The organism is Streptomyces sp. NPDC044704, from assembly GCF_056433525.1.
The window spans coordinates 351,300-377,702 of record NZ_JBWKGY010000004.1 but is presented as its reverse complement, the minus strand read 5'-3'; the positions used below and the strand labels follow the sequence as shown (position 1 = coordinate 377,702).

The following is a 26,403-nucleotide window of genomic DNA, read 5'->3' as shown; positions in this document are numbered from 1 at the left end:
CTGAGCCGGACGTGAGCTAGTGGACCTGGATGCCCGCGCCGTACGGTTTGCCGCCGCTGTGGCAGATGGCCGTGCTCGTGGTTCCCACGCGCCGCCACGTCGGGTCGTACACCGTGTAGTCCCGTGCGAGGGGCCGGTCGCAGCGGGTGTAGACGCGGAACTCGCCGGTTCCGTTGGTGCAGGTCCCCGCGGCGGTGGTGCTGGACTGGTACCAGGTCCGGCAGTCGTACGGATCGGCGGCCGCCGGGGTGGCGCCCGCGACCGCCAGACCGAGGCCCAGGGCCGTGCAACTGACCAGTGACAGAAGGCGTTTCATCGCTGTTCGTCCCTCCCCGATGACGGTGGCTCCCAGAGCCCTGTCCGCTCTCCACTATCGGGGCGCGTGCGGCGGCCCTCAACCCCGGCGGGGGAGTTCACCCGTACGGGGGCGGGGACCGCAACGGCCTCCCGTTTGGCCCCGGGTGGCCGGGGCAGACGGTCGGCATGTCCGAGGCCACAGAGTCGTTGAACACGGGAACCGGCACCGTCACCACCAAGGTGCCCGCACGGCTGGACAGGCTGCCGTGGTCACGGTGGCACTGGATGATCGTGATCGGGCTGGGCACCGTATGGATCCTGGACGGCCTGGAAGTCACCGTCGTCGGAAGCATCGCCAGCCGCCTCTCCGAGGACGACAGCGGCCTGTCGGTCACCGACGCGCAGGTCACGGGCCTCGCCGCCGCCCTTTACGTGGCGGGCGCGTGCGCCGGCGCGCTGTTCTTCGGGCGCCTCACCGACCTCTTCGGGCGCAAGAAGCTCTTCCTGATCACGCTCGCCGTCTACCTCGGCGCGACCGCCCTGACCGCGCTGTCCTTCTCCTCCTGGTGGTTCTTCCTCTTCCGCTTCCTGACCGGCTTCGGCATCGGCGGTGAGTACGCGGCCATCAACTCCGCGATCGACGAGCTGATCCCCAGCAAGTACCGCGGCCGCGTCGACCTGATCATCAACGGCAGCTTCTGGCTCGGCGCGGTCGCCGGAGCCCTGCTGTCGGTCGTCGCCCTGAACACCGACATCTTCGCGCCGTCGGTGGGCTGGCGGCTCACGTTCGCCCTCGGCGTCGTCCTCGGCCTGGTCATCCTGCTCGTACGGCGCCACGTGCCCGAGAGCCCGCGCTGGATGTTCATGCACGGCCGGGCGGAGGAGGCCGAGGAACTCGTCGCGGACGTCGAACGGCAGGTGGAGGCGCAGACGGGGAAGAAGCTGCCCGAGCCGGGCCGGTCCATCACCGTCACCGTGCGCCGCAGCATCGGCTTCGGCGAGATCGCGAGGACCGTGTTCCGCACCTACCCCCGCCGGGCCGTGCTCGGTCTGTCCCTCTTCGTCGGACAGGCGTTCCTCTACAACGCGATCACCTTCGGCTTCGGGTCGATCCTGGTCACGTTCTTCGACGTCTCCAGCGCGGTCACCGGCTACTACTTCGCCGTGATCGCCTTCGGGAACCTCCTCGGCCCGCTGCTGCTGGGCCGCCTGTTCGACACCCTCGGCCGACGGCCGATGATCTCCGGCACCTACATCCTGTCCGGTCTCCTGCTGTTCGCGACGGCCTGGCTCTTCGGCGCCGGGCGGCTCACCGCCGTGACCATGACGGCCTGCTGGTGCGTGGTCCTCTTCTTCGCTTCCGCCGGGGCGAGTTCGGCGTACCTGACCGTCAGCGAGATCTTCCCGATGGAGACGCGCGCGATGTCGATCGCCTTCTTCTACGCCGTCGGCACGGCGGCCGGCGGCATCTCCGGCCCGCTGATCTTCGCCGGCCTCACCTCCAGCGGCGTGGTCTCCGACGCGGTCCTCGCCTTCTCCATCGGTGCCGGGCTCATGGTCGCGGCCGGGGTGGTAGCCGTGTTCTACGCGGTCGCGGCCGAGGGCCGCTCCCTGGAGGACATCGCCACGCCCCTGTCCGCCACGACCGGGACCGGCCGCGCGTGACGCCCAGGGCGTGACCCACACGGACCGCGCAACGGATCAGGCCAGGGTGCTGTCCCCCCGAACCAGTTCGGGGGGACAACACCCTGGCCCGGAGTGCCGTGCCCTCACGCCGGTCTGCCCCGCAGGTGCCGGCGCGCCGTTGTGGGGGCGGCCGCGCGGGGCCCGGCCGGCGCGAACCGGCTGTCCGCGGCGGCCGTGCGCATGCTCTGCAACGTGCCGGCCTGCCGCTCGGCCCGTTCCAGCAGCCGGTCGACGCAGGCGCGGTCGACGCGTGCGTCGGAGGTGGCGACCCCCTGGAGGGAGCGCCAGCAGTCGGCCTTCCCCTCCACTCCCATCCGCATCGCCTCCAGCTCGATGACGTCGCTGAGCGGCGAGCGCTTGACGACGGTCCCGTTGAACTTGAGCCGGCCCGCCTTCTCCGCCGCCCAGCCGAGGGCCGCCCGGCCGTACATGAGGGGGACGTCGAGCGCCGTCATGATCTCGCGCAGGCTCTCGCGGTCCTCCGCGATCTCGCGGGCGAGCCGCTCCAGTTCCGGCGAGACGCGCGTGCCGCGGTGCTGCCGGGCGATCCGCCGGATCAGCTCGACCCCGGCGTTGGAGCCCGTGAGGTGGTCGTTGAGGTAGATGGCGAGCAGCCGCTCCGGGGTGGGGTCGGCACGTTCCTTGCTTCCGGGCATGACGGGTCTCCTTTCCCGGTGTGGTGGGGTGGCTCAGCCGTCGCCGCTCTCCCGTGACGCGCCCGTGCCGCGCCCCTGGTGCGGCCGGGTCTGCTCCTCGCGTCCGGTACCGGTCCGCTGCCGCTTCGCGGCATGACCGCCCGCGTCCTCGGTGTCCCCGGCGTCGGAGCGGCGTACGACGGCCTCCTCCGCCTCCTGGCGCGCTTCCCGGTCACCGCTCTCGCCGACGGCCTCCGACGGAGTGGTCCGGGGGTGCCCGTGCTTGTGCTCGCGTTCCGTCATCGTTCCTCCTGGCGTGGGACGTACGTATCGGGTACGCCCGGCGCCTACCCGGCGGGGAACGCCCCACTCGCCGTACGCCAGGAACCGCCCCTCACCGCACCGGCACGATGTCGGGGGCGCCGAGCCGTACCGCGTCGGCGGTCCGGTCGTCCGGCTGTCTCTGGGCCTCGCGCTCGGCGGCCACCCGTTTCACGTAGTGGTCGATCTCGCGGTCCCGGTGCGCCCGGTCCCACCCGAGGTGCGGTGCCACGAGTTCCGCCACGGTCCGCGCCGCGTCCACGCCGCGGTCCCAGGACTCGATGGAGATCCGGGTGCGCCGCGCGAGGACGTCCTCCAGGTGGCGGGCCCCCTCGTGGGTCACCGCGTACACGGCTTCGACGCGGAGGTAGTCGTCCGAGCTCGGCAGCGGTGCGCCGAGCGAGGGGTCGGCCACCACCATGTCGAGCAGTTCCGGGACCAGGGAGCCGTAGCGGTTCAGCAGGTGTTCGATGCGGGCGACGTGCAGCCCGGAGCGCCCGGCGAGGGTGTGCCGGGAGTTCCACAGGGCCGGATAGCCGTCCGCGCCGAGCAGCGGAACGCGCCGCGTGGCGCATCCGGGTACCTTCCCGTCGAGGCCGCGGGCCGCCTCGTCGACGGCGTCCTCGGCCATCACGCGGTACGTCGTGTACTTGCCGCCCGCCACGACGACGAGCCCGGGTACGGGGTGGGCGACCAGGTGCTCCCGGGAGAGTTTGCTGGTGTCCGCGGCCTCGCCAGACAGCAGGGGGCGCAGCCCGGCGTACACGCCCTCGACGTCCTCGGGCACCAGGGGCGTGGCCAGGACGCTGTTGACGTGCTCCAGCAGGTACGTGACGTCCTTGGAGCTGAGGGCCGGATGCGCCTTGTCGAGGGTCCAGTCCGTGTCGGTGGTCCCGATGATCCAGTGCCGTCCCCACGGGATGACGAACAGCACGCTCTTCTCGGTGCGCAGGATGAGCCCGGTGCGCGAGTTGATCCGGTCGCGCGGCACCAGCAGGTGCACGCCCTTGGAGGCGCGGACGTGGAACTGGCCGCGGGTGCCCGCCATGGCCTGCGTGTCGTCGGTCCACACCCCGGTGGCGTTGATGACCTGTCGGGCCCGTACCGAGGTCTCCTCTCCGGTCTCCAGGTCCGTCACGACGGCCCCCACCACGCGCTCGCCCTGCCGCAGGAAGCGGTCGACGCGGGTGCGGTTGGCGACGGTGGCCCCGTAGGCGGCGGCCGTGCGCACGAGGAACAGGGTGTGCCGGGCGTCGTCGACCTGCGCGTCCCAGTACTGGACGGCGCCGACCAGGGCGTCGGAGCGCAGTGCGGGCGCCTCGCGCAGGGCCCGGCGCTGTGACAGGTGGCGGTGGTGGGGCAGGCCCCCGGTGCCGGAGGCCGCGGCCATCGCGTCGTAGAGCAGCACGCCGGCGCCCACGTACGGGCGTTCCCAGATCCGGTGCCGCAGCGGGTAGAGGAACGGCACGGGACGCACCAGGTGCGGGGCCAGGTACCGGAGCATGAGCCCGCGTTCCCCGAGGGCTTCGGCGACGAGCCGGAAGTCCAGCATCTCCAGGTAGCGGAGCCCGCCGTGGATGAGCTTGCTGGAACGGCTGGACGTGCCCGAGGCCCAGTCGCGGGCCTCGACGAGGCCGACGCTCAGCCCCCGGGTCGCGGCGTCCAGGGCCGCCCCGGCGCCGACGACCCCGCCGCCGACGACGAGGACGTCGAGCTCGTCCTCGCCGAGGCGGACGAGGGCCTCCGCGCGCGCTCCGGGCGACAGGGCCACCGGGTTCACCATGGTCTCCTCCTCACGGTGAGGGGTGAGGGATGAGGGCGGGACGACGGGCGCTATTCGACCGTGGCCCAGTCGAGGGTGCGCTCCACCGCCTTCTTCCAGCCGGCGTACCCCTCGGCGCGCTGTTCCTCGGACCACTGGGGCTCCCAGCGCTTGGACTCCTGCCAGTGGGTGCGCAGTTCGTCGGTGTCCCGCCAGAATCCGGTGGCCAGACCGGCGGCGTACGCCGCGCCGAGCGCGGTCGTCTCCGCCACGACCGGCCGGCTGACCGGTACGCCGAGGACGTCGGCCTGGATCTGCATGCACAGGTCGTTGGCCGTCACGCCGCCGTCGACCTTCAGCACGTCGAGGTGCACGCCGGAGTCCTGTTCCATGGCTTCGACCACGTCGCGGCTCTGGTAGCAGATGGCTTCCAGCGCGGCCCGCGCCAGGTGGCCGTTGTCGTTGTACCGGGCGAGGCCGACGATCGCGCCGCGGGCGTCGGAGCGCCAGTACGGGGCGAAGAGGCCGGAGAAGGCGGGGACGAAGTAGATGCCGCCGCTGTCCTCGACGGTACGGGCGAGGCGCTCGCTCTCCGCGGCGTCGCCGATGATCTTCAGCTGGTCGCGCAGCCACTGGATGGCGGAGCCGGTGACGGCGATGGATCCCTCCAGCGCGTAGATGGCCGGGCTGTCGCCGAACTGGTAGGCCACCGTGGTCAGCAGGCCGTGCCGGGAGCGGACCAGCTCGGTGCCGGTGTTGAGCACCAGGAAGTTGCCGGTGCCGTAGGTGTTCTTGGCCTCGCCCGGCGCGTAGCAGACCTGTCCGACGGTGGCGGCCTGCTGGTCGCCGAGCACGCCGGTGATGGGGACGGCCTCGCGCAGTGGCCGTGAGGTGCGGGTCCGCCCGTAGGCCTCCGCGTGGGAGGACGGGTTGATGGTGGGCAGCATCGACCGGGGAACGCCGAAGAAGCCCAGCAGCTCGTCGTCCCAGTCGAGGGTCTCCAGGTCCATCAGCATCGTGCGGCTGGCGTTGGTCACGTCGGTGGCGTGGATGCCGCCGTCGGGACCGCCGGTCAGGTTCCACAGCACCCAGCAGTCGGTGTTGCCGAAGAGGGCGTGGCCCTGCTCGGCGGCCTCCCGGACGCCGTCGACGTTCTCCAGGATCCATTGGATCTTGCCGCCGGAGAAGTAGGTGGCGGGCGGCAGCCCGGCCTTCCGGCGGATGACGTCGCCCTGGCCCGAACGCTCCAGGGCCGCGGCGATGGAGTCGGTACGGGTGTCCTGCCAGACGATGGCGTTGTAGTAGGGGCGGCCGGTGCGGGGGTCCCACACGACGGTCGTCTCCCGTTGGTTGGTGATGCCGATGGCCGCCAGGTCGGAGGCCGAAAGGTTGCCGTGCCGGAGGGCGTTCTGCATCACCGAGTTGGTGCGTTCCCAGATCTCGACGGGGTCGTGTTCCACCCATCCCGATTTAGGGAGGATCTGTGAGTGCTCCAGCTGGTGCTTCGCCACCTCGTTGCCCGCGTGATCGAAGATCATGAACCGGGTGCTGGTGGTTCCCTGGTCCACTGCGCCGACGAAGTCAGCCATGGGGTGCCGCCTTTCCTGGGGCCGCTCCGGGGAGCCGGCCGTTTCGGGCCCGCTCCCCGGAACCGGTCAGCTCTCGTCCGGTGCCGGCACCCGCCCGGGGGGCTCGGGCTCGGCGGTCGGCAGGAACCGGCCGATGAAGAACTTGTACAGACCCGCTCCCAGCAGACCGCCGATGAACGGGCCGATGATCGGCACCCAGAAGTAGAACTGCCCGTACTGGTCGCGCCATGCTCCGCCGTACCCGGTGAGGAAGCTGGCCAGCCGGGGACCGAAGTCGCGTGCCGGGTTGATCGCGTAACCCGCGTTGGTGCCCCACGCCATGCCGATCGCGACGACGATCAGGCCGACGATGAACGGGGCGAGGTTGGCTCCGGGCGGCGTGCCCAGCAGGTCCGTGACCGCCAGGATCAGCAGGAGCAGGATCGCGGTGCCGATGATCTGGTCGCGCAGCGCGCCCCACTCGGTGACCGGCAGGTTCGTGTTGCCGTTGGCCGGCAGGGTGGAGAAGACGCCCTGCGTCTTGATGGTGTGCCCGGGGTCGGCCTTCGCCAGTGCCTCCGTGTAGTTCCAGCGGACGATCATGGCCGCCACGAAGGCGCCGGCCGTCTGGGCGAGCGCGTAGGGGGCCACCTTGCTCCACGGGAAGCCCTTGAACGCCGCCAGCGCCACGGTCACCGCGGGATTGAGGTGAGCACCGCTCAGCCTCGCCGCGACGTAGACGCCCAGGGTGACGCCGAGGCCCCAGGCCCAGGCGATGCTGTCGTGGTTTCCGAGGCCGCCCGCCGGGTCCGTCAGGGCCCCGCCGGCGACGACCTGGGCGACCACGCCACACCCGAAGAGGATGAGGATCATGGTGCCGGCGAATTCGGCCGAGAGTTCGCCGACCAGCCCCGATCTTTTGAGACGCTCAGTCATTGGTTGCCCGCTTCCCGCCGGCCAGGGGGACCGGCCGTCAACTACGTCGGGTGCTCCGCCAAGCAGTTCAAACGGGGCATACCCGGAGAATGCAGCCATATGCCTACGGTGAAATCCTGTCACGGTTGCTCGCCTCCCGCGCCCCCGTGGCACCCGCCCGCGGCTGCGCGGCACACTGTACGTAACGCCCAGCACACGTCGGCGGGACCGCTCCGCTCGGGAGGTATCCGATGAACATGCTGATCAACAGTGCCGAGACCGTGGTCGCCGACGCCCTGCGGGGCATGGCCGCCGCGCACCCGGACCTCGACGTGGACGTGGAGCGGCGGGTCGTCGTACGCCGGGACGCCCGGGAGGGCGGCAGGGTCGGCCTGGTCTCCGGCGGTGGCTCCGGGCACGAACCGCTGCACGCCGGGTTCGTGGGGTACGGGATGCTCTCCGCGGCCTGTCCCGGGGAGGTGTTCACCTCGCCGGTGCCCGACCAGATGGTCCGGGCGGCCAAGGCGGTGGACTCCGGTGAGGGAGTGCTCTTCGTCGTCAAGAACTACACCGGGGACGTGCTGAACTTCGACATGGCGGCCGAGCTCGCCGACGAGGACGGCATCCGCGTCGAGCGGGTGCTCGTCAACGACGACGTCGCCGTGACCGACAGCCTGTACACGGCCGGACGGCGGGGCACCGGTGCCACGCTCTTCGTGGAGAAGATCGCGGGCGCCGCCGCCGAGGCGGGCGCGCCCCTGGACCGGGTCGCGGAGCTCGCGCGGCGCGTCAACGGGGCCTCGCGCAGCTTCGGCGTGGCACTGAGCGCCTGCGCGACCCCCGCGAAGGGCAGCCCGACCTTCGACCTGCCGGACGGCGAACTGGAACTCGGAGTCGGGATCCACGGCGAGCCGGGCCGCGAGCGCCGCGCGATGATGCCGGCCCGGGAGATCGCGGACTTCGCCGTGGGCGCCGTACTGGAGGACCTGGCGCAGGTGGCTCCGGCCGACGGGCCGGTCCTGGCCCTGGTCAACGGGATGGGCGCGACGCCGCTGCTGGAGCTGTACGGGTTCCACGCCGAGGTGGCGCGGATCCTGGCGGCCCGGGGCGTGCCGGTGGCCCGGACCCTCGTCGGGAACTACGTCACGTCGCTGGACATGGCCGGCTGCTCCGTGACGCTGTGCCGGGCCGACGACGAACTGCTGCGCCTGTGGGACGCCCCGGTGCAGACCGCCGCGCTGCGCTGGGGCCGCTGACCACCGTCACGCCGGCGGTCCGGACGGGACCGGCGGCTCCGGTCTCCGAGGGGCGGCCTCGTCAGCCACCCGCGCCTCGGAGGCGGTCCGCACCCGACCCGTCCCGGCCGCCCCTCGTCAGTGCGTGCGCCAGTGGAACTTTCCGCCGCCGACCCACCGGACCTCGCCGGGATCGTCCAGGTCGTGGATCGTGATGCCGACGGCCGCGGCGGTCAGGAGGACGTCCGTCATCGACCTCGCGGTACTGACGAACTCGCCGTCGACCTCCACGATGCGGAACGGCGGATCCCCGGGCTGGACGCCGAGTACGGTGATCCGCGCCGAGGAGATGTAGGGACTCGAACTTTCGGTCATGCCGAGATCGCTTCCACGTTCCGGCCGGCCGTAATCGAAGTCGGCCGCCGTCCACCTCGCCCGCCCGGCCCCTTCCCCCGGCCTGCGGGTCCTGCCGGGGGAGGGGCCGGGCGGCGGGGGTCACTCCGTACGGTCGGGCCCGCTCGGTCCCCCGGGCCGGGGCGCCGGCATCAGCAGCAGCCACAGCGGGATCGCGGCCAGGGCCATGACCCCGAGCCAGAACATGACGGACGCGAATCCGTGTGCCAGGCCCGCGGCCGTGGCCCGGTGGAACGCCTCGCGCACCGCCGCCCCGCCCGCCCGCTCGGCGGGGAGCACCGCGCCCGACAGCAGCCGGTCCGAGACCGTCGTGCCCGGCCCCGCCACGTCCGCCTCCGCCAGTACCTCGACCAGCCGGGCGGCGCCCCGCGCGAGGAAGACGAGCGTGCCCGCGGAGACGACCAGGGCGGCCGTCACGTACCGGACGACGTTGATGATGCCCGAGGCTTCCCCGGAACGGGCGCCGTCCAGCGCCCGGAGCCCCGCCGCGGACGGCGCCGACAGGGTGATCCCCACCCCGGCGCCCAGCACCAGCGAACCCGGCAGCACCGCACCGTAGCCGCTGTCCGCACCCACCCCCGCCAGCCACAGTGCGCCCGCACCGCACAGGGCCGTCCCCGCCGCCACGGGCCACCGGTAGCCGACGCGGTCGCACAGCGGGCCGACACCCATCGACACCGCGAACACGCACGCCCCGTACGGCAGCAGGGCCAGGCTCGCCGTCACCGCCGAGTAGCCCAGGGTGTCGGGGGACAGGGCGTACAGGTTGAAGAAGTACAGGAAACCGATCAGGAACAGGGTGTTCACGGCCGTCCCGATGCAGGCGGCCACCAGCGGCGGCTTCCGCAGCAGGTCCAGGTGCAGCAAGGGCGCGGCCCGCCGGGCCTCGACCCGTACGAGCGCCACCAGCGCGACCGCCGCCACCACGAAGCAGACCACCGTGGCGGGCGACCCCGCACCCCACGACGGGATCTGCTGCAACGCCACGAGCAGCGAGGTCAGCCCCACCGACAGCAGCAGCACCCCGGTCACGTCCACACCGCGTTCGCCGGAACCGTGCGGCAGCGACCGCAACGCGAACACGGCCACGAGGGCCACCAGCAGCGCCCAGCCCGCGCTGGTCCACCACAGCCACCGCCACGACGGACCGTCGGTGAACGCGCCGCCGATGAGCGGACCGACCGCGAAGGCCAGCCCGGCGACCGCACCCCACAGCCCCAACGCCACGCCCTGCCGCTCCCGGGGCCAGCTCAGGCGCAGCACCGCCATCGTCGACGGCATCAGCGCGGCCGCACCGACGCCCTGGACGACCCGGCCGGCGATCAGCACCGCCTCGGTGCCGCTCGCGGCGACGACAGCGGCCCCGGCGGCGAAGACCAGACAGCCCGCCACGACGGTGACCCGCTGGCCCAGCACGTCACCGAGCCGCCCGCCCGGAACGACCACGGCGGCGACGGCCAGCATGTAGGCACCGACGGCCCAACTGAGGGCCGTGGTACCCACGCCGAGGTCGGCGGCGATGGCACGCAGCGCCGTGTTGATGCCGGTGGTGTTCACGCCGAGCAGGAACAGGGCCGCACCCGAAACCGCGGTCACCGCGCCGAGGTGCCCGCCCGGTGACGCGCCGCCGTCCGCCCCGGCTCCCCGTTCCGGCGCCGGATGCGGTACGTGGAACAGGGCGCCGCCCAGGACCCGCCTGATCGTGCTCACCCCGGGGACCGTACGCCACCGCCCCCGCCCGGAACCGCAGCCGGCGGCGCGGCCCCCGCCGCACCACCCGTCCGGCACGCCACCTGGCCGTGTCAGGTGCGGACGATGCGGGCGAGCCAGGGGGTGAGGCCGATGCCCGCCGGTTCCCGGTACGTCTCGTCGCCGGGCAGCGGGACGACGAGCCACTGGCCCGGAGGGAAGAACCGGCCCTTCACCCACGCCAGCCCGCCGTACACCGAGCGCAGGAACGCCGGGACGGAGTCGCGGGGCACGTCGAGGAACTCGATGCCGTCGACGGTGATGTGCGCGTCGTCCTCGGGGAAGAACCGGATGCTCACCGACGGGACGCCGGCCAGCTCCACGTACGCCTCGTGCGGCAACGAGCCGTCGGGGTCGGCCACCGTGAACAGACCGGCCGACGAACGGCGCGACGTCAGGTCCGCGCCGATGTCCTCGGTGACCGTCATCGCCAGACCGTACTCGGCCGCGATCTCGCGGACGGCGGTGACGGCGGCCTCGGTGGTGGGGAGGGAGGGGTGGCTCATGGTTCCTTGCCTGCGGGAGACGCTACTGCGGCCAGTCTGGCACACCGGTACCGGGCAACTCGGCGTCGCCGGGGGCCCGTCGGCAGGCTCACGGACCCCCGCGGGCCGTCACGCGGGCAGGGCGGCCAGCCAGTCGGTGAGCAGCCGGTTGACCTCCGCCGGACGTTCCTGCTGGACCCAGTGGCCACAGCCGTCGAGGACGTGGGAGGAGCTCAGGCCCGGCAGGGTCGCGGGGTGGGCGTCGATCGCGGCGGCCAGCCAGCCCGTCGAGGCGTCTAGGGCGCCGCCGATGAACAAGGACGGCTGGGTGATCGGGGAGCCGTCGAAGCCGGCCAGGTCCTCCCAGTCGCGGTCCATGTTCCGGTACCGGTTGAGGGCTCCGCTCATGCCGGTCCGCTCGAACTCCCCGGCGTAGAAGTCGAGATCGTCCTCGCCGAGCCAGGCGGGCCTGCGGCCGTCCGCCGGGAACCGGTCGCGCAGCGTGCCGTTCCGGCCGACGAAGTGGGGGAGGGGCGCCCCCGGGGCCGGCATGGTGTCGGCGGACAGGGCCGCGTAGAAACCCGCGAGCCAGCCGCGCACGTCGGGCTCGATCTCGGCCTCGGCGCGCCCGGGTTCCTGGAAGTACGAGACGTAGAACTCCTCCTCCCCGCCGCTCATCCCCGCGAAGACCTCGCTGGGCCGGGGGCCGCCGCGCGGGACGTAGGGAAGGCCGAGCAGCCCCGCCGCGCGGAAGACGTCCGGCCTGACCAGGGCGGAGTTGGCGGCGATGGCCGCCCCCCAGTCGTGGCCGACGACCACCGCGGACTCCTCGCCCAGGGCGTGCACGACGGCGGCGTTGTCCTCCACCAGCGCGAGCATCCGGTACGCGTCCGCGCGGTCCGGCGCGGAGGAGCGGCCGTAGCCGCGGACGTCCACGGCCACCGCGCGGTACCCGGCCGCGGCCAGTGCCGGGAGCTGGTGACGCCAGGAGTACCAGGACTCGGGGAACCCGTGCACGAGCAACACCAGCGGCCCGGAACCCTGTTCCACGAGGTGGATCCGGCCCGCGGGCGACGGGACGAGCCGGTGGGTGACGTCCGGGGCCTGCTGTGACATGAGGATCCTCCACGGTTCTCGCCCCCGCCGTGCGACGGGCGCGTGACCCGATCGTGCGCGGCACGGCACGCCCCGCGCGAGTCGTGTTGCCGTTCCGGCAACGCAGGCCTCAGGGCGCGCTCCAACCGTCCGGCCGCGTACCGTCGATGTCGGTGAAGCCGTACTCCCTCGCGAGTTCCGCGGAGGTGACCGACCGCTGGTTCCACCGCGCGCGGTCCGGGTCCGCGGCCAGGGCCGCGACGGCCCGGCCCACGTACCGGGGGGACTCGGACCGCGCGAAGCCCTCCGGCGCGGTGGGGCGGCCGTCGCTCCGGTCAGCGGCCAGGGCGTCGCGCCAGTTGTCCTCCGTGACACCGAAGTTGTCGAGCATCATCTCCGAGCGGAGCCACCCCGGGGTGATGGCGACCGCGGTGGCACCGTACGGCCGCAGTTCGTGTCCCTGCGAGAACGCCAGCCGGTTCACGGCGGCCTTGGCGAGGTCGTAGAACACCGAGATCCGGTACCAGGCCGCGTTGGTCTCGGCGGTCCCGTCCGTCACCTCGACCAGCAGTCCTCCGGGTTCCCCGATGAGCAGGGGCAGGAGGTGGTGGGAGGTGATCAGGTGCGTGTCGACGGCGAGCCGCAGGATCCGCAGCCCGTCGTCGAGGTCGTGCTCCCACACCGGGGTGTTCCACTGCGCGGGGCCCCCTTTGAGGAGCTCGCCTCCCCAGATGTCGTTGACCAGCACGTCGATCCGGCCGTGTTCGGCCCGTACGCGTTCGGCCAGACGGCGGACCTGAGCGGAATCGAGGTGGTCGACCTGAACGGCGATGCCCGTTCCGCCCAGCCGCGTGACGAGGTCCGCCGTCTCCTCGACCGTCTCCGGCCGGTCGTAGTCGGATGCCTCTCGTCCGCTCACGCTGCTGCGGCCCGTGCAGATCACCGTCGCACCCGCCTCGCCCAGCGCGGCCGCGAAACCGCGCCCCGCGCCCCGCGTCGCTCCCGCCACGACGGCGACGCGCCCGCGCAACGCCTCGGGATCCGGCGACCACACCGTGCGCGCCGACGAGGACGTCAGCAGGGACGGACCGGCTGGAGGTTGTGGACGTAGCGGGCCGAGACCCAGCCCTTGGACCCGTGCAGCCGGTACCACACCGGGTTGCCGTCGACCCAGCCCCCGCGCTTCTGGCAGGAGAGGGCCACCCGCTGGTTCGGGCGCAGCTTCTTCACCACCTTGGAGTACACCGTCGGCTTCTCGCGGACGTTCAGCGCCGCACGGGAGTCCACCACACCCACCGGGTGGGCCGCGGCCTGCGCGCGTCCCCCGGCCGCGAGGCCGTCGGCGGCCCATCCGGCCGTGCCCAGCGGACCGATGAGCACACCGGCCGCCAGCGCGTACGTCAGCAACGCCTTCTTCACCATGGAACCCACACTCCTCGTATCGCTCGGCCCTGACCGGCGGGCAGCCGAGCCGTCGGCCACCGGACGACTATCCACCGTCCGGGCGGCGGACCCGGGAGAACACGCCCCCGGTTACTCCGGACGGCCCTGGGGCGGGGGCGCCGCAACCCCGCGGCGGCAGCGCGACGGACCGTGATCATGACGGCGTGAACGGCGAACCGAGACGGACGACGGTGGCGCCCGCCGTGCCGGGCGCACCGGACACGGGACCGCGCGAGCTCCTCGACCCCGGCCGTCCCCGGGTGGCGCCTCGCGACGGCCGCGCGCCGACCGGTCCCGGCCTTCTTCGCGGGGGCGCAGGTCTCACCCGGCAACGCCCGCGGCATGCGGACCTTCCAGGCCGCGGGTTTCCGGCCGGTGGGTGCGGAGGCCCTGTTCTCCGCCACCTGGAACCCGCCCACGACGTCACGCGTCACCGGCGCGGCGTACGGGTGGCGTGAGCGCACGTACACTCGGCCCATGAACCGCACGCGAATCACGGGGGAGCGCCTGCCGCAGGCCGCCCCTGCCGCGCCTGCGGTCCCCGCGGCCCGGAGCGGCGTCAGCCCCCGGACCGCCGCCGACGGCCAGGCCCCCACGGTCGGCCGCGGCGCCCCGCACGGTCACGGCTAGCGCTTCCCGCCGCGCCCGGGCCCGGCCCCTCCCGCACCACGTTCCGCGACGGGCCCCGCCCGCCGGCCCGGCCGGACCACCGCGCCCGGGCCGGGTCCGGCCCCGGCCCCGTCGCCCCGGGGGCGCACCGCCCCCCACACCACCACCAGCAGTCCCGACCTCCGTCGGCGCTGCCGCCAGGCGAGGGCCGCACGCCGGGCCGTAGCCGCCTCCGAAGGGACCACCGTGAAGTTGAGCGGGTTGCTGACCGGCCACGAGCACCACGTCATCCAGGGCGACACCGAATCGACGCGGATCACCGCGGGCACCACCTTCGACGTCGACCGGGTGGTGCCGGGCTCGCTCTTCATCGCCGTACCCGGACACCACGGGGGCGGCCCCGCCGCCATCGGCGCGGCGCTCGCGCGCGGGGCGGTGGCGGTGCTCGTCGACGCGGCCGGAGCCGCCGCGGCGCCACCCGGCCGGGAACTGCTGCCCGAGGTGTGCCTCGTACGGGTGTCCGACACCCGGAAGGCGGCCGCGGTCGCCTCCTCCCGCTACTTCGGCGAGCCGGGCCGGCAGATGGACGTGGTGGCGGTCACCGGCACCAACGGGAAGACCTCGATCTCCTACATGGTCGAGTCGCTGCTCAGGATCTCCGAGGGCGCCTCGGTCGGAGTCATCGGCACGGCCGGCAGCCGGATCGGCGACGAGATGATCCCGATGCCGCCCTCGGTACTGACCACCCCGGAGTCGCCCGACCTGCAGTACCTCCTGGGCCGCATGCGGGACCGGGGCACCGGCAGCGTGGTGCTGGAGGCGACCTCGATGGCCCTGCAGACGTACCGCGTCGACCGGACGTTCGTCGACGTCGGCGTCTTCACCAACCTGACCCAGGACCACCTGGACGACCACGGCACCATGGCCCGCTACACCGACGCCAAACTGCGCCTCTTCCAGGGCCTGTGCCGGCACGCGGTGGTCAACGTGGACGACGCCGTCGGAGCCGGGATCCGGGCGATGATGCCGGGCGCCGTGACCACGTACGGCCTCGACGCGGAAGCCGACTTCCGGGCCACCGGCCTCATCGCGGACGCCTCGGGCACGCGGTTCACGCTGCACCACGAGGGCCGTACGTACGAGGCGGCCATTCCGGTTCCGGGCCGCTTCTCCGTGTCCAACGCGCTGGCGGCCGTGGCGGCCTGCCGGGTCCTGGGGCACGACCTGGACGGACTGGTCGCCGCGCTCGCGCAGATGCCGCCGGTACCGGGCCGGTTCGAGCGCTTCGTGACCCCCGGCGGCACCTCCGTGATCGTGGACTACGCCCACTCGCCCGACTCCCTGGACAAGGTCCTCACGGCCATCCGCGGCTTCGCCCGCGGCCGGGTCATCACCGTCTTCGGCTGCGGCGGGGACCGGGACACCACCAAGCGGGCCGAAATGGGCCGGATCGCCGGAACCCACTCCGACCTGTGCGTCCTGACCTCGGACAATCCCCGCACCGAGGACCCGGAGACGATCCTGGACCAGATCGCCCCGGGCATCGAGGGCACCGGCACGCCGTACGAGCGGTCCGCCGACCGGCGCCGAGCCATCGGGTTCGCGCTGGCCGCCGCGCGGCCCGACGACGTCGTCCTGATCGCCGGCAAGGGCAGCGAGCCGCACCAGATCGTGGGCGAGGAACTGCTGCCCTTCAGCGACATGGCGACCGTGCGCGACCTCGTCCGGACCACCGCGGCGCAACACGACTGACGCACCCCGCCCGGGCGCCCCCGGCGGGCACGGACCGGGACGCCGACCGACGGGCCGGTGCACGACGCGAGGAACGAGGGCCAGGGGCCTTAGCCGGCCTCCGGGTTGAGGTGTGACCAGGGCACACCCCCGGGTTCCCCGTACAGGTCGTCGGGGCGACGAGGAGGACCCGCTCGACGGGAATCCGGCCCTCGGCTCCAGCACCCTCTCCAACGAGGGATGGATCTGAGTCAGCAGGCCGTGCAGCCGGTTGGCTACCCGGGTGGCCTCGCCGGCCAGGTCGTCGTCGAATCCGACGATCATCTCCAGCTCGGCGTTGGTCTCGTCCTCGCCGTCGATCGCCCGCAGCGTGTGGGGCATCGCCGGGGAGGCGTCCGCGATGATGAACGCGTCCCGCGCGTCGGTCTTGGCCTCACTTGGGTAAAGGGTCGGCGATCCGCCGCATCGTCAGCCCCGGAAGGTAGGCGACCGGGCAGCCCACTTCCCTCGCGACCACAGCGGCAGGTCCCCGATGGAGGCGGGCTGGTTGACCGCGACCAGCACTGTTCCGTGCTTGGCCTTCAGCTTGGTGAAGAGCTCGCGGGCTTGGGCTCGGTGTTGGGTAACCGCTTGTCGAAGGCTTTCTTGCCGGCCGGGGTGACGGCGGTGGCGTGGTGTTCGCCCTTGCCGACGTCCAGGCCGAGGAAGACGTCTATGGCGCCGGTGTCGATCACGTGCAGGCCCCTCCGCTCACGCTTTCTTCCGACCTTGCCTCGGCACCGAGCTGCCATATCCACGTTACGGAGAGCTCTTCCGGTTCGGGTGAAGCCGGTGCTCAAGCCCCTAATCAGCGGTCCGTCGATGCCTCCGGGCCCGGTGACACCCCCCGGATCATCAACAACAAGGGGGAGGTCATGCCGGACCCGGAGACCCCATTTGCGGAGCCAAGAAGAAGGTAACGGGGGGCGGGGGCTCGGCTGAGGTGATCGTGGTGGGTTGGGGCGGCGCAGCTCGCCCGCCAGTAGGTTGCCCATGAAGGGGGCTCGCACTCATCGGGAAGGAGCTCACCGATATCGAACGGCAGGTTCCATTCCGGACGCCCGCAGACTCCTGCACGCGCCCCGGGAGATTGCCACCCCACCCCACCCCACCCCACCCCACCCCACCCCACCCCACCCCCGCTTCGCCTGCCCTTCGTGCGGGACCGTCGGCCAGCCGAACTGCGTCGACTACGTGCTCAGCCCTACCGCCACACGTGCCGCCGGGGCTAGGGTGCTGCCACCGAACCATACGGCCGGCGCCCCTCCCGGACCTCCCCACAGGAGGGTCGCGGCGCCCTGCGGCAACCGACGTTGGGGGGGGCGATGGCACACACTGGCGAGGCAGCGCCACAAGGCGGCCGCAGGCGCGTCCGGACTGCACACATCGCCGCAGTCTGTCTGCTTGTCGGTGGCCTTGTTGCCGCCGTGGTCTTGCAGCAGCTTGAAATCAACGACCTGCGGCGTGGACAGCCCGCCCCGTCCGCCCATTGCGACGAGGCCAAAGGCCTAGTGGAAGCAGGGTTGAATGCCAACCAAGGCGGCATGACTCCAGGCGAGATGCAACAACGCAAAGAAGCGGCTCTCCACAAGGCGGCGAACGTCATTCAGCAGAACCCGGAGTGCTTCTCAGCGGACGAACGCGCCACCAGCAGGACCTGGCTCGACTCACGGAACGCTGGCTACTGAATACGTCGTCTACGTCGAACCCAACGTCTGGGTCCGCACGACCTCTGACGGGTCAGCAGGCTCGGTCGTAGATCGCCCGCAGCCACGGTTCCCTGACGGCGGGCATCCGCGCGAGCGTGTACCGGAATGCCTGTCTGGACGGCTGGAACGGATAACACGGGTGCGGCGGCAGCGGGTCGTCCCGCTCCACGCCTGCCGGCAGCCCGCCGACCACCGGTAGCCGGGTCCGGTGTGGCGGGAAGGCGAGCTCGGCCCAGAGCGCGGCATCCACAGGTACCGGCACCGGCCCGGCGGGCGGCTGCCACATGTCTCCGGTCTGCGGATGGACCGGCACCAGCACCAGGTCAGTGGCCGGCTCGGCGAACCCCGGCCCCGCCAGGTCCAGCCGCTTCGCACCCTCCCCGGCAGGCAGCAGCGCGCCGAGCGCCCGGCCGAGGAGCTCAGCTACCGGCCCGGGCACCACCTCTACCGGCGCGCCCCCGGCGGCCACCACCACCTGGGCGAGAGCCACGCCCGCCGGGATGTCCCGATACTCGCTCAGCCGGTGCCACAGCGCGCCTGTGGCGAGCAGCTCGGCCCATTCCATGACCGGCCGCTCCGGCGGGCCGGGCAGCCGCACTACCGCCTGAGGGTCGAGCCGGACGACCTGCCAGCACCCGCAGTCGTCCATCCTCGTTGCGACCGGCAGATCGCACCGCAGACAGGCAAGGTTCGGCCCGTCCCTCCCGTCGATCCCCATGCAGTAGCCCCCGGCCCGCTCGAGGACCAGCCCTGTGCCGCGCATGTCACCGGGCGCGAGGAGGATGGTGTCCGAGGGTCCGTCGGACAGCGCGCCCAGCGGCGCGAAGCGCCCCCGCTCCGCTGCCTCGAGTGCCCCGACTTCGTCCCACTGCTGCCACGGCGGCCCGTAAGGCGCGGGGTCGACGGCGTAGGACCCGGCCGCAAGCAGTGGCGGGTGCAGCGTCTCCCAGTGGGTGTCGGCCAGGTGGACCGGCAACGCCACCTCGGACACCGCCGCCGTCAGGACCGCACCGCAGCCCGCACACCCGAACACCGCCAAGCTGTCCCTTCCCGCCGTCGCAACCCCCGCATCCCACCAAGCGCCGTTCGTCGAGAGGCATGAGACCGGCGATCTTCGTTCACCATCGCCCCGGGAGATCAGGCGGCACTCGGCCGCGGCGCCGGCGCGCATTCACATCCGCCCTCGTCAGGACGCGTGCCCACAGCTTGCCGTGCGCAGCCGCTCGAGCACCAAATCATTTGCTGGGGACGGAACTCAGCTGCCTTCAGGCAGGAGCAGCGGCTTCCCAAGCAGGGGTGACACAGCCTTCCTCCCAGTGCCACCACTCCTTCGCTTCACCGTCTTCCAAGAGTGCGCGGATCCGAGGCAGGTCCGCCTGAGGCGGGACATCCAGGGCCACCATCCGGAACTGCTCGATCCCCTCGCCGGTCGTGCCGAGGCGGTGGAAGACCTCCAGCACGCTTTGCCGGGCGGCGGCTGAGCCGTCGTCCTTCAGTACGATCAGCCGGATCGTGCAGTTCTGAGACGGTCGGACCGTCTCCCCGGCCCAGAGAACACCGTCGCCATCGGACTCCACCTTGATGATGTCGCCGCTGGCGACTCCGCGTACGAACCAGGGCGTGTTGTCCAACCGCACCGTGCCGTCGCCGAGGTCCACCGCCCACAGGCTCTCGACGCTTGCCGGCGGCCAGCCATCCTCATCTATGTCCATCCGGAAGTGGACCTTCACGTGGGCGTCTCTGATGTTCGTCACCGCGCCAGTATCCACACCGCATTCACGGGGCAGGCCAGGAGAGGGCGGTCGCGCGATGTCATCGGACCTGGACAGTGGCGCAGATGAAGTTCGTGTCCTGGAGCAGCTCCGGAGTGATGGCCACGCTGGTCAGGTGCTCTGCCAGAGCGAACGCTGCTGGTGAGGACAGATCGGTGTCCGGAGACTCGTCCTTGAATTGGAAGCCGATCCGCTCCATGACGTCGAGGAGTTCGTCGGGCGCGGCCCCCCATCGGTCTTCCGGGAACATGGGGTCGAAGCAGAGTCGCAGCACCCGGTCCTCTGCCCAGAGGAACGTGCCGACAGCGTTGACGTTGACGAAGTGAGAGACCCAGCTCGCCCCGGCCGAGGCCGGCAGGACGCGATCTTCGGTGACTCCGAGGTAGCCGTTGGGCTCGATCAGGAGCGTCCAGGCACCCACGGTCGTCATGGCGACCAGCTGACGGTCACCCTCCTCCAGGTCGTACTGGGCAAAAGCGGCGTCGACCACGGCAGCTATGCCCTGCAGAGGAGCCTCCGGTCGTCCTTCGAACCGGGCCATCAGCTCAGCAGGCGACAGACCTCGTACCAGGTTGAAGCAGTACGCCTCGGCGATGTCTGGAAAGTCGTTCTCGAACCACGCGTAGTCCGATCCGGTCTTCGTCATGCCGCCCATCCTTGCCCCTGCGTCTGGCAGCGGCTGGCCCGGCCGTCGGCAGGGTGGGAGACGATCTCCGCCGATTCGGGAAGCGATCTTCGTATGCCTCTGGAGTGCGTCTGACGCCGTCAGCGGTGTCGCGGCAAGTTGCCCGGCTGTAGCGGGAGTTGGGTGCGCCACTGATCGGATGCCAGGCCGCGGTCGACCAGAGTGATTCCGCCACACCGCCGGCGGGGAACGCGCCCGTCCTTCCACAGCGTTCCGGCGCGTTGTCAGTGGGTCCGCCTAGCGTCCCGGGCATGACGCGAACCGCACACACCTTCGCCTATGCCCGCCCGTCCTCGCTGACCGCCGCCGGCACCGGCCGGGCCCTCGGCCTGGAGACGGCGGGCGGTCTGACCCCGGCCGGGGCCGAGGCCCACCCCCAGTTCTTCGCCGGGTTCCTGAGCGCACCTCAGGCCGCCGCCCGGGCCCTGCTCGCCGTCGCGGACGTGGCCGCGGCCCGCTACTACCGGCGCACCCTGCGCGCCTCCCTCGACCCCGTGGTCACGGGCAACGGCGACCGGCTGCGCTTCGAATCCTTCTCCGGATGCTGCGGGGTGTACGCCCGCCTCGACGTCCTGCCCGACGGCCTGCGCGGCGCCGACACCGGCCACGGCACCACCAACGTCGACGTCAACAACCCGCTGCGCGAGGCACTGTCCCGGCTCACCGGCGACGACCCGCTGCACCTGCGGGTCGGCCCCGACGAAATGGCGGTGACCACCCTCGAAGGACCGGTCGTCGAGAAGAAGGTCCCCCTGCCCGACCGCTGGCTGCGCGGCTTCGCCGAGTCCCAGGCCGTCACCACCGGGTTCGACCTGCGGGCAGAACTGACCGCCGCCGAAGCCGCCCGCTTCCTCCGTTCCCTCCCGCGCACCCCGGCGGGCGGCGGCGCCGCGGGCGGAGCCCTGTGGGTGGTCCCCGCGGGCCGTACGCTGCGCCCCACCACCCGCCCCGTCGCCGGCGCGGTCTGCCTCCCCGGCCCCGAACGCCTCGCCGCCCTCCAGCGGGTGCTGCGCCACGCCACCGGCCTGCGCGTGTACGGCCCCGTCCCGGCCGGCGCCAACCCCACCGCCTCCGCCTGGGAGATCGGCCTGCCCGGCATGCGGCTCACGCTCACCCTCTCCCCGGAGGCCGACCGCGGGTTCTCCGGCGAAGGCGGCGTCCTGGAGGCCCTCGCCACCGACACCGCGGCCGAGGACGCCGAACTGATCTCCGTCCTGGCCTGGGAACCCCGCATCGACCCCGCCGACCTCGCCGAACAGTCGGGCCTCCCCGTGGACCGGGTGCGCGCCGCCCTCACCCGCCTCGGCACGGCCGGCCGCGTCGGCTACGACATCGCCGAAGCCGCCTACTTCCACCGCGAACTCCCCTACGACGCCCGGCGCGCCGAGCGCCACAACCCGCGACTGGTTGCCGCCCGCGCCCTGCTGGAGGCGGGCGCCGTCACCCTGGACCGCCCCGGCACCGCCGTCGTGGCCTCCGGCGAACGCCGCTACCAGGTACGCGAGTCCGGTGGCGCCCTCAGCTGCACCTGCCAGTGGTGGGCCGACTACCGGGGCCGCCGCGGCCCCTGCAAACACGCCCTCGCCACCCGCATGGCCCTACGGGCCGCCACCACCACGGCCATCACCTCCGCCGGAGCCGCACGATGAACACCTCCCACGCCGTCCTCGAAGCCGTCCGCGCCGGCCGCACCGCCGAAGTGCCCGGACTGCTCAAGCCGCTGGACCGCGCACAGCTGCGGCCCCTGCTCGCCGAGCTGAAGCAACTGCGCGGTGAACTGCGTGCCGCCGGCTGGGACCGCTGGCAGGAACGGGACCTCATGAGCCCGGCCCTGCTCGTCGCCGGAGCCGGCTGCCACACCGGCGCGGCGGCCGCCGCCGCCTGGATCGGCGGCCGCGACCTGCGGCGCTGGCGGCAGGTCCCGACCGGCGTCCTGCTCGACGTACTGGCCGGACGGGATCCGCAGTGGCTCGGCGACCTCGCCCACCGGCTCGCCGCCCGCGCCGCCACCGCCGCAGAGGACCATCCGCTGATCAGCGAACTCGTCCGGCTCGCCGGCTGCCCGATGCCGACCACCGACGACTGCGTCGAGGGCTGGGCCAGGGCCGTGGGGGCGTCCCGCACCCCGCTCGCACTCGCCCTGCGCCGCGACCCCCACACCACCGCACTCGTCCCGCGCCTCTTCGAGACCGCCGAACCGGTCAGCGTCCTCACCTGGCGCTGCGACCCGGACGACCCCCACCACTGGCCCCGCGCACTGGCCGGACTCGCCGACGACGGGCACGTGGACCGGGCCGTCCTCCTGGACGGATCCACCGCCCGCCTGCTGCGCGGCGGCAAGCCCGCCCAGCTGAAGCCCTACCGGGCCATCCTCCAGGCGCTCCGCCCGAGCGAGGAAGAGGAGCGGGAGCGTGCCGCCGACTGGATCGCGCTGGCCGCCGACGCCCCGTCGGCCGTGGCCGGGTACGCCCAGCAGATCCTGGCCCGGCTCGCCGCGTCGGGCCACCTCACCCCCCGCCTGCTCGCGGAGATGTCGGGCGCCGTCCTCTTCCGCCCCGAGAAGAAGCTGGTCCGCGCCCAACTGGTGCTGCTCGGCAAGGAGCTGAACCGCGACCCGGCCGCCGCCCCCGAGCTGCTGCCCGTGCTCGGCGAGGCCTTCGGGCACTCCGACACCGACATCCAGGAGCGGGCGCTGAAGCTGGCCGCCGCCCACCTCACCGACGACCCCGGCCTGCGCGCCGAACTCGCCGACCAGGCCCAGCTGCTGAGCCCGGCCCACCGCGCCCGGGCGGTGGAACTCCTCGGACCGGCCGCGGCCCCCGCCGAGGACACCGGTCCGTACGAGGAGATCCTGCCGCCCCCGCCGGTCCCGGTCCCGGTCGCCCCGGCTCCGGAGACGGTCGCGGAGACCGTCGAACTCGTCGCCGCGGTGATCAACTCCCGCACCGCGACCGTCGAGGAGTTCGAACGCGCCCTGGACGGCCTGGTCCGCCACGCCCACCGGGACCGCGCGGCCCTCGCCGAGGCACTGCGTCCCGCACTGGCCGGCCAGTGGTGGCTCGATCCCGCCCGGCTCCACCACTACACCGGTGGCCTGCCCGGTCTGGCACACCTCGCCGCCGCCGTCCTGGACGTCAGGCCGTCACGCGAACCGCACGCCGCGCTCCCGGCCTGGGGCGGCGACTGCCACCACGCCGGGCTCCGCACGGTCGGCCAGGCCCGCCTGAGAGAGGCCGCCCAGCGCCTCACGACCCGGCCGCTGCCCTTCCTGCTCGCCACCCCCACCCAGCAGACCGGCTCACTGGACCCCCGGATCCTCATCGCGCGCCTCGCCGCATACCACCGCCTCGGCCAGGAGCCCGCCCCGGTCGACTTCGCGCAGGCCCTGCTCCGGGTCCACCGCGACGCCACCGCCATCCCCGGGGCCACCGCCCTGGGCACGCCCGAAGGGGACCGGCTGGCGGCCTGGCTCGGTGAGGCGGGCCTGCCCGCACCCCTCACCCGCCGCACCGCGGCGGCCGTGCCGCACGCCTACACCGGAACCCCCGCGCACCTCGTACTGGACATCGGCGAACGCCCCACCGTGCTGCGGGAGTTCCCGGCCGAGTTCCACACGACGGGACGGGCGCGCAAGGGATCCCACCGCTGCTGGGACGGAGCCGACGGCACCGTCTCAGTGATCGCGGCCCTGCCCGAGGACCGGGAGACGTTGGCCGCCTCGTGGCTCCAGGCCGTCACGGCCTGCGCCCTCCACGACATACGCGGCGGCGCCACCGCCCTGCCGTGGCTCGCCGCGGCCGGCGGACCCGCCGGCCCGGCCCTGCACCTCGTGGTCGCCATCGGGCTCGGCGCCCGCCACCCCGAAGACCGGCTGAGGGCCGTCGACGCGCTGCTCACCCTCGCCGCCCGGGACGAGCTGGACGCCGTACGCCTCGGCGGCGATCTGGCCGAACTGCTGGGCCTGGGCACGGTCAAGACCAACCGGCTCGCCGACTCCCTGCGCGCCGCCGCCGCGACCGGCGCCTACGCGACCACCTGGGGCGTACTGGCAGCCGCACTGCCCGCGCTGCTGACCGGCACCGGCGGGGGCACCTCCGACTCGCGCGGCACGGGCGAACTCCTCGCGCTCGCCGCCGACTGCGTGGAACAGTGCGGCGCGGCCTCACCCGAACCCGCCGGACTCGCCGACGCCGCGGCCCGCGGCGGCCGGTCCCGCCTGGTCACCCAGGCCGGCCGCCTGCGCGACGCCCTCCACCGCGCCGGCGGCTGACCAGCCGGCCGGGCCGCGGCCCGGCCGCCGGTCAGGGCGACGCCGCCGGGCGGCCCGCCACCAGGTGGAGGCGGTCGCCGGGGAAGGCCTCCCGCAGTACCCGGTCGTGGGTCACGAGGACGATCGCGCCGGGGTAGCGGGTCAGCGCCTCCTGGAACTCGTCCGTCAGCGCCGGGGCGATGTGGTTCGTCGGCTCGTCCAGTACGAGGAGGCCGGTGGGACGGGACACCAGCCGGGCCAGTTCGATCCGGCGGAGCTGGCCGGCGGACAGGCCGACGGCCGGGAGCAGCAGGTCCTCCGACCGGAACAGGCCCATGGCGAGGAGTTCCTCCGCGTGCTCCTCGGCCGGACCGGGCCGCCCGGCCGCGTAGGCGGCCAGCAGGGTGACGCGGGGCCCCGTGGGCAGCGGCGCCGGTTCCTGGGGGAGGTACCCGACCCGTGCCCGGACCCGGACGTGCCCGGCGTCGGGCCGCCCCACCCCGGCGAGCAGCCGCAACAGGGTCGTCTTGCCCGCCCCGTTCGGCCCGGAGACCAGCAGGCGGCCACCGGCCGGCACCCGCAGCGCCGCCACCCGGAGCCGGTTCCCGACCACCGCCCCGTCGACCTCCACCACCGCCGGACCCGGCACGTGCGGACCCGGCACGTGCGGACCCGGTACGTCCGGGCCTGGCGCCCCCGTCCGGTCGGTCCGCAGCGAGGCGGTGAACCGGAGCGGTTCCGGAGGCGGCGGCACCGGATGGCTCCGCAGGAGTTCCAGGCGGGCCCGCGCGGCCCGCACCCGGCCGGAGAGCTTCGCCTCGGAGGACCGCCGGTGCTTGCCGAAGCCCTGGCGGGGATCCTTGCCGGTGCCCGCCAGCCGGGTGCCGGCCGCGTCGACGAGGGCTTCCGCGCGGGCCGTCTCCTCCTGCCACTCGCGGTGCGCCTGGTCCAGCCGGCGCCGCTCGGCCTCCCGGGCGGCCCGGTAGCCGTCCCAGCCGTCGCCGTAGCGGCGCACGGTCCGCGTGTCCGCGTCGACCTCCAGGACCGTCGTGGCGTACTCCCGCAGGAAGCCGCGGTCGTGGGTGACGACCACGACCGTGCCCCGGTGGTCCGTGAGCCGTCGCCGCAGCCAGGTGACGGCGTCGGCGTCGAGGTGGTTCGTCGGCTCGTCGAGCAGGAGCAGTTCGGCGCCCGCGCACAGTGTGCCGGCGAGTGCCAGCCGGGAGCGTTCGCCGCCGGACAGGGTGCCGAGCTGCCGGTCGCGGTCGATCCCGCCGATCCCGAGCCCGTCGAGGGCGGCGGCGACCCGGGCGTCCGCCTCGTACCCGCCCCGTTCGGCGAAGGCCTCCAACAGCTCGCCGTAGTGCGTGAGTTCGTCGGCCGAGGCGTCGGCGAGGGTCTCCTCGGCACGACGCAGCCCGCGCTCCAGGGCGCGCAGTTCGGCCAGGTCCGCGTCGATGGCGTCGGCGACGCTCGCCGTGGGCGGAAGCGCGGTGGTCTGGGCGAGGTGCGCGACCCCGCCGGGGGCGCGGAGGGTGATCTCCCCCTCGTCGGGGACGTCGAGGCCGACGAGGAGGCGGATCAGCGTGGACTTGCCGGATCCGTTCTCACCGACGACGGCGACCCGCTCGCCGGGGCGGACGGTGAACGAGACCCGGTCGAGGACGCGGCGGGGCCCGAAGTCCTTGGAGAGGTCACGGACCGCGAGCTGGAACCGGTCGGCGCGGGCGTCGGCCGGCGAGGGGTCCGCGAGGGCGGGCGACAGATGGTGGGCGCGTTCGCGCATGATGCGTACTTCCCTGACATGGGAGCGGCCGGCCCCGACGGAGGGGCCCTCGGCCGCGAGGGCACGGGACACGTCGTGGGAACGCGGGGAGCTCCGGTGCACGCACGTCACGGGACGTGCGTGCACCGCCGGTCAGCCGAGAGGCGAGAGCGCGCGGTGCGGGGCCGCCCGATCAGGCGGGCCGGCACGTCGGCGCGCGGCCGGGGAGCGGCGTGTTC

General features: G+C 73.3%; 23 protein-coding genes and 2 pseudogenes. 8 read left to right on the top strand and 17 right to left on the bottom strand.

Annotation, left to right across the window (positions count from 1 at the left end; translation table 11 throughout):
- Positions 1 to 16 precede the first annotated feature (16 nt).
- A complete protein-coding gene (locus tag AC07B0_RS12555) occupies positions 17 to 316 on the bottom strand; it encodes a hypothetical protein (protein WP_467298981.1) in 300 nt (99 codons plus the stop codon).
- Between the two features lie 167 nt (positions 317 to 483).
- Here AC07B0_RS12555 and AC07B0_RS12550 point away from each other — a divergent pair, with 167 nt between their 5' ends.
- Complete coding sequence (locus AC07B0_RS12550; protein WP_356872906.1) at positions 484 to 1,962, top strand: MFS transporter; 1,479 nt, start codon at positions 484 to 486, stop codon at positions 1,960 to 1,962.
- Positions 1,963 to 2,066: 104 nt separating this feature from the next.
- Here AC07B0_RS12550 and AC07B0_RS12545 read toward each other — a convergent pair whose 3' ends face one another.
- The 5 genes from AC07B0_RS12545 to AC07B0_RS12525 all read right to left on the bottom strand — a co-directional run bounded on the left by AC07B0_RS12545 (position 2,067) and on the right by AC07B0_RS12525 (position 7,205).
- A complete protein-coding gene (locus tag AC07B0_RS12545; RefSeq protein WP_478897928.1) occupies positions 2,067 to 2,639 on the bottom strand; it encodes a hypothetical protein in 573 nt (190 codons plus the stop codon).
- Positions 2,640 to 2,672: 33 nt separating this feature from the next.
- Positions 2,673 to 2,921 (bottom strand): hypothetical protein, encoded by a 249-nt coding sequence (locus AC07B0_RS12540; RefSeq protein ID WP_478897926.1) that lies wholly within the window; start codon positions 2,919 to 2,921, stop codon positions 2,673 to 2,675.
- Between the two features lie 91 nt (positions 2,922 to 3,012).
- Positions 3,013 to 4,722 carry a glycerol-3-phosphate dehydrogenase/oxidase gene (locus AC07B0_RS12535; RefSeq protein ID WP_478897924.1) on the bottom strand — a complete coding sequence of 570 codons (1,710 nt, stop codon included), beginning with the start codon at positions 4,720 to 4,722 and terminating at the stop codon, positions 3,013 to 3,015.
- A 50-nt stretch (positions 4,723 to 4,772) separates the two neighbouring features.
- A complete protein-coding gene (gene glpK / locus AC07B0_RS12530) occupies positions 4,773 to 6,290 on the bottom strand; it encodes a glycerol kinase GlpK (RefSeq protein WP_356872898.1) in 1,518 nt (505 codons plus the stop codon).
- A gap of 66 nt (positions 6,291 to 6,356) precedes the next feature.
- A complete protein-coding gene (locus AC07B0_RS12525) occupies positions 6,357 to 7,205 on the bottom strand; it encodes an MIP/aquaporin family protein (protein ID WP_356872896.1) in 849 nt (282 codons plus the stop codon).
- Positions 7,206 to 7,435: 230 nt separating this feature from the next.
- Between AC07B0_RS12525 and dhaK the strand changes: the two genes are divergently transcribed.
- Complete coding sequence (dhaK, locus tag AC07B0_RS12520; RefSeq protein WP_356872894.1) at positions 7,436 to 8,440, top strand: dihydroxyacetone kinase subunit DhaK; 1,005 nt, start codon at positions 7,436 to 7,438, stop codon at positions 8,438 to 8,440.
- Between the two features lie 117 nt (positions 8,441 to 8,557).
- Here the strand turns inward: dhaK and AC07B0_RS12515 are convergent, their stop codons facing one another.
- The 6 genes from AC07B0_RS12515 to AC07B0_RS12490 form a co-directional block, all read right to left on the bottom strand.
- Positions 8,558 to 8,794 carry a hypothetical protein gene (locus tag AC07B0_RS12515; protein ID WP_356872892.1) on the bottom strand — a complete coding sequence of 79 codons (237 nt, stop codon included), beginning with the start codon at positions 8,792 to 8,794 and terminating at the stop codon, positions 8,558 to 8,560.
- A 120-nt stretch (positions 8,795 to 8,914) separates the two neighbouring features.
- Positions 8,915 to 10,543 carry an MFS transporter gene (locus AC07B0_RS12510; RefSeq protein WP_478897922.1) on the bottom strand — a complete coding sequence of 543 codons (1,629 nt, stop codon included), beginning with the start codon at positions 10,541 to 10,543 and terminating at the stop codon, positions 8,915 to 8,917.
- 92 nt (positions 10,544 to 10,635) lie between these two features.
- A complete protein-coding gene (locus AC07B0_RS12505; RefSeq protein WP_478897920.1) occupies positions 10,636 to 11,088 on the bottom strand; it encodes a hypothetical protein in 453 nt (150 codons plus the stop codon).
- Between the two features lie 108 nt (positions 11,089 to 11,196).
- Entirely contained in the window at positions 11,197 to 12,183 is a 987-nt protein-coding gene (locus tag AC07B0_RS12500) for an alpha/beta fold hydrolase (RefSeq protein ID WP_478897918.1), read from the bottom strand.
- Between the two features lie 109 nt (positions 12,184 to 12,292).
- Positions 12,293 to 13,240, bottom strand: coding sequence for an SDR family oxidoreductase (locus AC07B0_RS12495; RefSeq protein WP_478898181.1), 948 nt, complete (start codon positions 13,238 to 13,240; stop codon positions 12,293 to 12,295).
- Positions 13,237 to 13,584 (bottom strand): SH3 domain-containing protein, encoded by a 348-nt coding sequence (locus AC07B0_RS12490; protein WP_356872884.1) that lies wholly within the window; start codon positions 13,582 to 13,584, stop codon positions 13,237 to 13,239. The genes AC07B0_RS12495 and AC07B0_RS12490 overlap by 4 nt, the downstream gene beginning before the upstream one ends.
- A gap of 279 nt (positions 13,585 to 13,863) precedes the next feature.
- On the opposite strand from AC07B0_RS12490, the pseudogene AC07B0_RS12485 reads away from it, so the two are divergent.
- The 3 genes and pseudogenes from AC07B0_RS12485 to AC07B0_RS12475 all read left to right on the top strand — a co-directional run.
- Positions 13,864 to 14,007, top strand: a pseudogene (locus tag AC07B0_RS12485) (GNAT family N-acetyltransferase); the annotation flags it as partial.
- 75 nt (positions 14,008 to 14,082) lie between these two features.
- Positions 14,083 to 14,235 carry a hypothetical protein gene (locus AC07B0_RS12480; protein WP_478897916.1) on the top strand — a complete coding sequence of 51 codons (153 nt, stop codon included), beginning with the start codon at positions 14,083 to 14,085 and terminating at the stop codon, positions 14,233 to 14,235.
- 225 nt (positions 14,236 to 14,460) lie between these two features.
- Entirely contained in the window at positions 14,461 to 15,966 is a 1,506-nt protein-coding gene (locus tag AC07B0_RS12475) for a UDP-N-acetylmuramoyl-L-alanyl-D-glutamate--2,6-diaminopimelate ligase (RefSeq protein ID WP_478897914.1), read from the top strand.
- 174 nt (positions 15,967 to 16,140) lie between these two features.
- Here AC07B0_RS12475 and AC07B0_RS12470 read toward each other — a convergent pair.
- Positions 16,141 to 16,676 (bottom strand): annotated as a pseudogene (locus AC07B0_RS12470) (IS110 family transposase); the annotation flags it as partial.
- 735 nt (positions 16,677 to 17,411) lie between these two features.
- Between AC07B0_RS12470 and AC07B0_RS12465 the strand changes: the two are divergent.
- Complete coding sequence (locus tag AC07B0_RS12465; RefSeq protein ID WP_478897912.1) at positions 17,412 to 17,672, top strand: hypothetical protein; 261 nt, start codon at positions 17,412 to 17,414, stop codon at positions 17,670 to 17,672.
- 52 nt (positions 17,673 to 17,724) lie between these two features.
- Here the strand turns inward: AC07B0_RS12465 and AC07B0_RS12460 are convergent, their stop codons facing one another.
- The 3 genes from AC07B0_RS12460 to AC07B0_RS12450 form a co-directional block, all read right to left on the bottom strand.
- Positions 17,725 to 18,726 (bottom strand): hypothetical protein, encoded by a 1,002-nt coding sequence (locus AC07B0_RS12460; protein ID WP_478898179.1) that lies wholly within the window; start codon positions 18,724 to 18,726, stop codon positions 17,725 to 17,727.
- Positions 18,727 to 18,958: 232 nt separating this feature from the next.
- Positions 18,959 to 19,447, bottom strand: coding sequence for a DUF4265 domain-containing protein (locus AC07B0_RS12455; protein WP_478897911.1), 489 nt, complete (start codon positions 19,445 to 19,447; stop codon positions 18,959 to 18,961).
- 58 nt (positions 19,448 to 19,505) lie between these two features.
- Positions 19,506 to 20,111 (bottom strand): DUF6461 domain-containing protein, encoded by a 606-nt coding sequence (locus tag AC07B0_RS12450; RefSeq protein ID WP_478897909.1) that lies wholly within the window; start codon positions 20,109 to 20,111, stop codon positions 19,506 to 19,508.
- Positions 20,112 to 20,401: 290 nt separating this feature from the next.
- Here AC07B0_RS12450 and AC07B0_RS12445 point away from each other — a divergent pair, with 290 nt between their 5' ends.
- Together AC07B0_RS12445 and AC07B0_RS12440 are read left to right on the top strand one after the other, a co-directional pair.
- A complete protein-coding gene (locus tag AC07B0_RS12445; RefSeq protein WP_478897907.1) occupies positions 20,402 to 21,799 on the top strand; it encodes an SWIM zinc finger family protein in 1,398 nt (465 codons plus the stop codon).
- Positions 21,796 to 24,420: a DUF7824 domain-containing protein gene (locus tag AC07B0_RS12440; protein WP_478897905.1), complete on the top strand. Its 2,625-nt coding sequence runs from the start codon at positions 21,796 to 21,798 to the stop codon at positions 24,418 to 24,420. Before AC07B0_RS12445 ends, AC07B0_RS12440 begins: the two co-directional genes overlap by 4 nt.
- 31 nt (positions 24,421 to 24,451) lie before the next feature.
- Here AC07B0_RS12440 and AC07B0_RS12435 read toward each other — a convergent pair whose 3' ends face one another.
- Positions 24,452 to 26,185 carry an ABC-F family ATP-binding cassette domain-containing protein gene (locus tag AC07B0_RS12435; protein ID WP_469382634.1) on the bottom strand — a complete coding sequence of 578 codons (1,734 nt, stop codon included), beginning with the start codon at positions 26,183 to 26,185 and terminating at the stop codon, positions 24,452 to 24,454.
- Between the last annotated feature and the right edge of the window lie 218 nt (positions 26,186 to 26,403).

What these genes read in the sequence shown, in the direction of transcription:
- AC07B0_RS12500 (WP_478897918.1), bottom strand. Translation starts at nt 12,183, where the DNA reads ATGTCACAGCAGGCCCCGGACGTCACCCACCGGCTCGTCCCGTCGCCC.
- AC07B0_RS12555 (WP_467298981.1), bottom strand. Translation starts at nt 316, where the DNA reads ATGAAACGCCTTCTGTCACTGGTCAGTTGCACGGCCCTGGGCCTCGGT.
- AC07B0_RS12490 (WP_356872884.1), bottom strand. Translation starts at nt 13,584, where the DNA reads ATGGTGAAGAAGGCGTTGCTGACGTACGCGCTGGCGGCCGGTGTGCTC.
- AC07B0_RS12450 (WP_478897909.1), bottom strand. Translation starts at nt 20,111, where the DNA reads ATGACGAAGACCGGATCGGACTACGCGTGGTTCGAGAACGACTTTCCA.
- AC07B0_RS12525 (WP_356872896.1), bottom strand. Translation starts at nt 7,205, where the DNA reads ATGACTGAGCGTCTCAAAAGATCGGGGCTGGTCGGCGAACTCTCGGCC.
- AC07B0_RS12445 (WP_478897907.1), top strand. Translation starts at nt 20,402, where the DNA reads ATGACGCGAACCGCACACACCTTCGCCTATGCCCGCCCGTCCTCGCTG.
- AC07B0_RS12435 (WP_469382634.1), bottom strand. Translation starts at nt 26,185, where the DNA reads ATGCGCGAACGCGCCCACCATCTGTCGCCCGCCCTCGCGGACCCCTCG.
- AC07B0_RS12515 (WP_356872892.1), bottom strand. Translation starts at nt 8,794, where the DNA reads ATGACCGAAAGTTCGAGTCCCTACATCTCCTCGGCGCGGATCACCGTA.
- AC07B0_RS12440 (WP_478897905.1), top strand. Translation starts at nt 21,796, where the DNA reads ATGAACACCTCCCACGCCGTCCTCGAAGCCGTCCGCGCCGGCCGCACC.
- AC07B0_RS12545 (WP_478897928.1), bottom strand. Translation starts at nt 2,639, where the DNA reads ATGCCCGGAAGCAAGGAACGTGCCGACCCCACCCCGGAGCGGCTGCTC.
- dhaK (WP_356872894.1), top strand. Translation starts at nt 7,436, where the DNA reads ATGAACATGCTGATCAACAGTGCCGAGACCGTGGTCGCCGACGCCCTG.
- AC07B0_RS12505 (WP_478897920.1), bottom strand. Translation starts at nt 11,088, where the DNA reads ATGAGCCACCCCTCCCTCCCCACCACCGAGGCCGCCGTCACCGCCGTC.
- glpK (WP_356872898.1), bottom strand. Translation starts at nt 6,290, where the DNA reads ATGGCTGACTTCGTCGGCGCAGTGGACCAGGGAACCACCAGCACCCGG.
- AC07B0_RS12480 (WP_478897916.1), top strand. Translation starts at nt 14,083, where the DNA reads ATGAACCGCACGCGAATCACGGGGGAGCGCCTGCCGCAGGCCGCCCCT.
- AC07B0_RS12535 (WP_478897924.1), bottom strand. Translation starts at nt 4,722, where the DNA reads ATGGTGAACCCGGTGGCCCTGTCGCCCGGAGCGCGCGCGGAGGCCCTC.
- AC07B0_RS12550 (WP_356872906.1), top strand. Translation starts at nt 484, where the DNA reads ATGTCCGAGGCCACAGAGTCGTTGAACACGGGAACCGGCACCGTCACC.
- AC07B0_RS12540 (WP_478897926.1), bottom strand. Translation starts at nt 2,921, where the DNA reads ATGACGGAACGCGAGCACAAGCACGGGCACCCCCGGACCACTCCGTCG.